General features: G+C 73.6%; 6 protein-coding genes. 3 read left to right on the top strand and 3 right to left on the bottom strand.

Going from position 1 to position 5969, the window contains the following annotated elements; genetic code table 11:
* The 3 genes from J1M41_RS08690 to J1M41_RS08680 all read left to right on the top strand — a co-directional run.
* The coding region (locus J1M41_RS08690) for a DUF6508 domain-containing protein (RefSeq protein ID WP_206451578.1) at window positions 1-395 on the top strand (395 nt) is incomplete at its 5' end.
* Between the two features lie 27 nt (window positions 396-422).
* Window positions 423-1643, top strand: a complete 1221-nt coding sequence (locus J1M41_RS08685; protein WP_206451577.1) for an App1 family protein — start codon at window positions 423-425, stop codon at window positions 1641-1643.
* Window positions 1640-2086 carry a thioesterase family protein gene (locus tag J1M41_RS08680; RefSeq protein WP_002853740.1) on the top strand — a complete coding sequence of 149 codons (447 nt, stop codon included), beginning with the start codon at window positions 1640-1642 and terminating at the stop codon, window positions 2084-2086. Before J1M41_RS08685 ends, J1M41_RS08680 begins: the two co-directional genes overlap by 4 nt.
* 140 nt (window positions 2087-2226) lie before the next feature.
* On the opposite strand, the gene J1M41_RS08675 is transcribed toward J1M41_RS08680, so the two are convergent.
* From J1M41_RS08675 to J1M41_RS08665, 3 genes are all read right to left on the bottom strand, one after another.
* Window positions 2227-2910: a hypothetical protein gene (locus J1M41_RS08675; protein WP_241247862.1), complete on the bottom strand. Its 684-nt coding sequence runs from the start codon at window positions 2908-2910 to the stop codon at window positions 2227-2229.
* Between the two features lie 551 nt (window positions 2911-3461).
* Window positions 3462-4802 (bottom strand): NADP-specific glutamate dehydrogenase, encoded by a 1341-nt coding sequence (gene gdhA, locus J1M41_RS08670; protein ID WP_100058532.1) that lies wholly within the window; start codon window positions 4800-4802, stop codon window positions 3462-3464.
* 155 nt (window positions 4803-4957) lie between these two features.
* Window positions 4958-5969, bottom strand: a 1012-nt coding sequence (locus J1M41_RS08665) for an aldo/keto reductase (protein ID WP_241247861.1), incomplete at its 5' end; no start/stop codon positions are given.

Below are 5969 nucleotides of genomic sequence, written 5' to 3'. Positions count from 1 at the left end.
CGCAGACCCCCACGCCCCAGCGCGTGGCCGCCGTGCGTGCGCTGCGCGAGCTGCTCGCCGCCGGCTACGGCACCGAGGCCCGGCCGATCGCCTCCTACGGCGCCCCCGCGCCCGGCACCCTCGGCGGCGTCTACCCGGACTACGACGACCGCGTGTTCCCCGGCCTCGTGGCCGCGCAGGAGCTGGCGGGCATCGACGTCGACTACCTGCGGAACGTGGACCGGGTGAGCGAGGCCGGCATCGCCGAGGCGTCCCTGGCCGACCTCGGCACGCTGTTCACCTACCTGGTGCGCGGCGAGCGGTTCGCGGACGGGCACGTGGCCGCCGCGATCGAGAACGGCAAGGTCGGCCGCATGCTGGACCGCCTGACCGCGCTGGTCCCCGAGATCCGCTGAGAGCGCACGGTGCGGAATACTGGGCGCATGCCCGCAGCCTCCGACGCCCCCACGCCCGCGCCCCGGCGCGGCCGCCTGGCCCCTTCCGGTGACCCCACTCCCGTGGAGAACGTCGCCACGCACCTGCAGGAGGGGTGGAACCGTTGGCACCGCGCCCGCGCGCTGCGTGCCGGCAACGTGCCGACGGTCATGGCGTTCACGGGCTACGGCAGCACCAGCTGGGTGCGGATCCTCTCCCGTGTGGTGATCGCCTCCGACGAGGAGTTCATGAACGGCCGTCGGCTGTCGAAGGTGGTGGCGGACGGCGTGCGCGGCTGGCGCAACTTCGTGGCCCCGCCCATGGCCTACGCCGAGGTGGAGGTGCAGGTGGGGGACCTGCGCACCACGGTGCGCACGGACCGGATGGGCGTCGTCGACGTCGTGCTGGACGTCGAGCTGGAGCCCGGCTGGCAGACCGCCACCCTCCACGTCGGCGGCCAAGAGGAGCACGCCGTCATGGACCTGTACATCTGCGAGCCGGGCGCGCGGATCGGCCTGGTCTCGGACATCGACGACACCGTGGTGGTCACCTCGCTGCCCCGCCCCCTGCTGGCGGCCTGGAACTCGTTCGTGATCGACGAGCACGCCCGCACGCCCACTCCGGGGATCGCCGTGCTGCTGCGCCGGATCGCCGAGCTCGAGCCGAAGGCCCCCGTGCTGTACCTGTCCACGGGCGCGTGGAACGTGGCGCAGACCCTCACCCGCTTCCTGGGCCGCAACCTCTACCCGCTCGGCGCCCTGCTGCTGACCAGCTGGGGGCCCACGAAGGACCGCTGGTTCCGTTCCGGCCAGGAGCACAAGAGGGTCCAGCTCGAGCGCCTCGCCGAGCAGTTCCCGGACATCCAGTGGATCCTGGTGGGCGACGACGGCCAGCACGACCCCGAGATCTACGCCGAGTTCGCGCAGCGCCACCCCGACCGGGTCAAGGCGATCGTCATCCGGCAGCTGACCCCCTCCCAGGCGCTGCTCGCGGGCGGCCGGGCGGAGGACACCCGCCATTCCACCCCGGGCATCCCGTGGTGCTACGGCCCGGACGGGGCCACGCTGTCCAATCAGCTCGAGGACCTGGGCATCCTGCCCGTCGAGTTCGTGGACGTGCAGCCCGAGGCCTGGCGTGAGGACATCCTCGGCGACGACGAGGCGCCGGCGGCCCTCGACGCCGCGGCGCAGCGCGACGGTCGGTCCGCGGACGAGGAGGCCGCCCGATGACCGCCTCGCGCTCCGTCGAGGTCCGCATCCCGCTGCGCTGGGCGGACATGGACGCCTACGGCCACGTGAACAACATCGCCGTGGTGCAGCTGCTGGAGGAGGCCCGCGTGGCGGCCTTCGGCGTGCCCGCGAACACCGGCGCCGGCGGCGGGCAGGCCCCGCCGATCGACCTGCTCGAGGGGGTGGCCCCCGGTGTGCGGACGTTCATCTCCGAGCACACCGTGAAGTACCGGGCCCAGATGCCCTACCGCCCCGTGCCACTGCGCGTGGTGGTGAGCGTGGACGCCGTGAAGGCCGCCTCGGTGCACGTGGGCTACGCCCTGCACGACGGCGTCGACGACACCCTCTGCGCCACCGCGACGTCCGTCATGGTGTTCGTCGACGGGCAGACGGGCCGCCCCGTGCGCATCAGCCCCGAGCAGCGGGCGGCCCTGGCCGGCTGAGGTGGGCCGAGGTGGGCTGCTGACCGCCCGATAGCCGCCCAGCGACATCACCGCCGTGCAGAGTGGCTGCGATGTCGCAGAGCGGAGGTCCGCCGCTCGGGCTCGCCGAGTCGAGACAGGGCCCGTGGGACGGCCGCGGATCAGACCGAGCGGGGGACGCCCGCGGCGGTGAGGATCCGCGCCAGCCGGTCCGGCCGCAGGAGGTCTCCCCACGTCCAATGCGCGCCCGCCCGGGTGACCAGCTGCAGGGCCACCTCCCGTTCCTTCTCCCGGCGGATGCTGGCGCGGCGGGCCGTGTCGTCACCGTCGAAGAACGACAGGTCGTACTTGCCCAGCCCGTCGAACTCCCCGTACACCCGCACCTGCTCCCACCAGAAGTCCGTGCGGGCCACCCCGCGTCCGTTCGCATCCCGGTGGCGATGCTGCAGCGCCGTGGGCGGGACGAAGCCGAGCTCGTGGATGATGGCCCGGCTGTAGGACTCGCCGGCGGATTCCGCCCGCGCGTCCGCGAAGTGCCAGGCCCGCTCGAATCGGCGGAGGGCGGCCGCTGATCCGAGTCGGCTCTCCGCCTGCCTCGCCCAGCGTGCGGCCTCCTCGGGCCAGGCTCGGACGAGCGCGTCCAGCGGGGCCACGGCGTCGCGGAACGGGGTGGCCGCGCCGAGGACCAGCAGCACCGTGGGCAGCGGATCCGCCAGGACGGTCCCGAGGCTCTGCCCGTCCGACAGGACGGCCTCGACCGGCTGAGGCTCGGCGTGGGCCGCCTCCGGCAGCCCCCACCGGGGTCGGCGGCGTGGCGGGACGGGAAGCCGGCGGTCGTGGGCCACCAGGGAGGGGGCGAGGGCCGCAGCCGTGATGCCCGGGCGAGGGGGCGCGCAGCTCGAGCGCGGGCGGCTCGACGGCTGGCCCCAGACCGTGCAACCGGGCCGCGGTCAGGCCCGTGAACACCGTCGCGGGGCGGGCGATCGAGAGGGCGACGGCGGACACGACCGCCCTGTCCCACGGACGCAGCGCGGCCCAGTCGCTGACGCTGATGTAGACGCGCGGGCTGAGCCGCACGAGGACCCCGCGGGTCCAGGCGCGTTCGAGACGGCGCCGCGCCGCCCCGTCGTGGGGGTCTGCCGCGCTGAGCAGGGGCCCGCGTCCCGGGAGCAGCGCACGCGAGTGGTCGGAGAGCGGGGTCATGCGGCCCAGTGTCGTGGGCCCGTCCGGGGCGTGAGGGGTCGGCCGCGCCGGCGGTGGAGGGCACCCGACGTCGGGGAGCCTGTGCAGGAGTCGGGTGCCCTCGAGCGACCGCCGCCCTGCGACATCACCGCGCGTCAGAACGGCGGTGATGTCGCAGGGCGGCGGAGGATCACGGAAGGGGCAGGGCGGGGACTCAGACCACGCCCTGGGCGATCATCGCGTCGGCGACCTTGATGAACCCGGCGATGTTCGCCCCCGCCACGTAGTTGCCGGGCGTGCCGTACTCCTCGGCGGTCTCCACGCAACGGTCGTGGATGTCACGCATGATCTGCTCGAGCCGGTCGTGGGTGTAGTCGAAGTTCCACGAGTCCCGCGAGGCGTTCTGCTGCATCTCCAGCGCCGACGTCGCCACGCCGCCCGCGTTGGCGGCCTTGCCCGGGCCGAACAGCGTCCCGGAGTCGACGAACAGGTGGGAGGCCGCCTCGGTGCAGGGCATGTTCGCGCCCTCGGCCACGGCCTTCACCCCGTTCTTCAGCAGGGTCCGCGCGGCGGACTCGTCGAGCTCGTTCTGGGTGGCACACGGCAGGGCCACGGTGCCCTCGACGTCCCACACGCTGCCGCCGGTCACGTAGCGGGACCGCCCGCCGCGGCGCTCGGCGTACTCGGAGATGCGGGCACGCTCGACCTCCTTGATCTGCTTGAGCAGGTCCAGGTCGAGGCCGTCCGGGTCCACGATGTAGCCCGAGGAGTCGGACGCGGTGAGCACGGTGGCCCCGAGCGCGGCGGCCTTCTCCGCGGCGTAGATGGCCACGTTGCCGGAGCCGGAGATCAGCACCTGCTGACCGTCCATGGATTCGCCGCGCGTGCGGAGCATGGAGTCGATGAACATCACGGCGCCGTAGCCGGTGGCCTCGGTGCGGACCAGCGAGCCGCCCCACGTCAGGCCCTTGCCGGTGAGGGCGCCGGCCTCGAAGCGGTTGGTCAGTCGCTTGTACTGGCCGAACATGTAGCCGATCTCGCGGGCGCCCACGCCGATGTCGCCGGCCGGCACGTCCGTGTGCTCACCGATGTGGCGATGCAGCTCCGTCATGAAGGACTGGCAGAACCGCATGATCTCGCGGTCGGACTTGCCCGCGGGGTCGAAGTCCGAGCCGCCCTTGCCGCCGCCGATCGGCATGCCGGTGAGCGAGTTCTTGAAGATCTGCTCGAAGCCCAGGAACTTGACGATCCCGAGGTACACGGAGGGGTGGAAGCGCAGCCCGCCCTTGTACGGGCCGAGCGCCGAGTTGAACTCCACGCGGAACCCGCGGTTGACCTGCACGACGCCGGCGTCGTCGATCCACGGGACGCGGAAGATGATCTGGCGCTCCGGCTCGCAGAGGCGGTGCATGACCCCGGCCTCGACGTACTGGGGGTGGCGCTGCATCACCGGTCCCAGCGCCTCGAACACCTCGGACACCGCCTGGTGGAACTCGGCCTCGCCGGGGTTGCGCGCGAACACTTCGTCGCGCAGGGTCTCCAGAGACTCATTCATGGTGTCCTCCTCGGACGTCGGGGTAGAGACGCCCCGCGGTGCCCCCCGTGGCGCGCCGCGGTCGGAGGAGGCCGCGGTGCCTGACGCCCATCCTGACAGGGAGCGCGCTCTGTTACCGAAATGAGACGCGGGCCACCCCGGGCCCCGCGTTCGGCTCAGCGCGGCGGCGCGGCCTCGGTGTCGATGCTGGCCTGCTGGCTCTCGCTGTAACGCGGCCCCGCCACGGTCGCGTCGTTGACGAGGTCGTCCAGCCGGGCGACGTCGGCCGGGGTCAGCCGTACCTCGTGCGCGCCCCGGTCCTCGAGCCAGTGGTCCCACGAGGTGGTGCCCGGGATCGCCAGGACGTCCTCGCCCTGGGCCAGGACCCAGGCGACGGCGAGCCCCGCCGTGCTCGTCCCGAGCCGGACGGCCTCGGCCGAGAGCGCCTCGCGCAGCGTCAGGTTGGCCTCGTAGTGGCCCTCGGCGAAGCGGGGCAGCCGGTGCCGCAGGTCTCCCGCGTCCAGCCCGCCCAGCCGCGGCGGCGCGTCCGTGAGCAGGCCGCGGCTGACGGGGGAGAAGGCCACGAAGGCGGTCCCATGGCGGCGGCACGCCTCGAGCACGCCCCACTCGGGGTTGCGGGTGGCCAGGGAGTACTCGGACTGCACGGCCGCGATCGGGTGGACGGCCACGGCCCGGGTCAGGGTGGCGGCCGAGACCTCGGACAGGCCGATCGCCCCGATCTTGCCCTCCGTGACGGCCTCCGCGAGCGCCCCCACGGACTCCTCGACGGGGACCTCCGGGTCCAGCCGGTGAAGGTAGTACAGGTCGATCCGGTCCTGGCCGAGCCGGCGCAGGGAGGCGTCCACGTGCGCGCGCAGCGTCTCCGGGCGGCCGTCGATCCGCCGCTGCCCGTCCCGCACGAGCCCGCCCTTGGAGGCGAGCAGGACGCGCTCGCGGACGTCCGCCCCCGCCCGGGCGAGCGCGCGCCCCACGAGCTCCTCGCTGCGGCCGCCGCCGTAGAGGGTGGCGGTGTCCAGGTGGTCGGTGCCGTCGTCCAGCACGCGGGTGAGCAGGTCGACGGCGGCGGCGTCGTCGAGGAATCCGGAGTAGCCGTGCACGATGTTCATGCACCCGAGGCCGACGGGGTGCACGTCCTTGCCGGCGAGGCGGCGGGGCGCGGCGGGATCG

The organism is Micrococcus sp. KRD096, assembly GCF_017168495.1.
GTDB lineage: Bacteria > Actinomycetota > Actinomycetes > Actinomycetales > Micrococcaceae > Micrococcus > Micrococcus luteus.
Note: the sequence above shows the minus strand (reverse complement) of the source record. Positions and strands in the feature narration are given on the sequence as shown.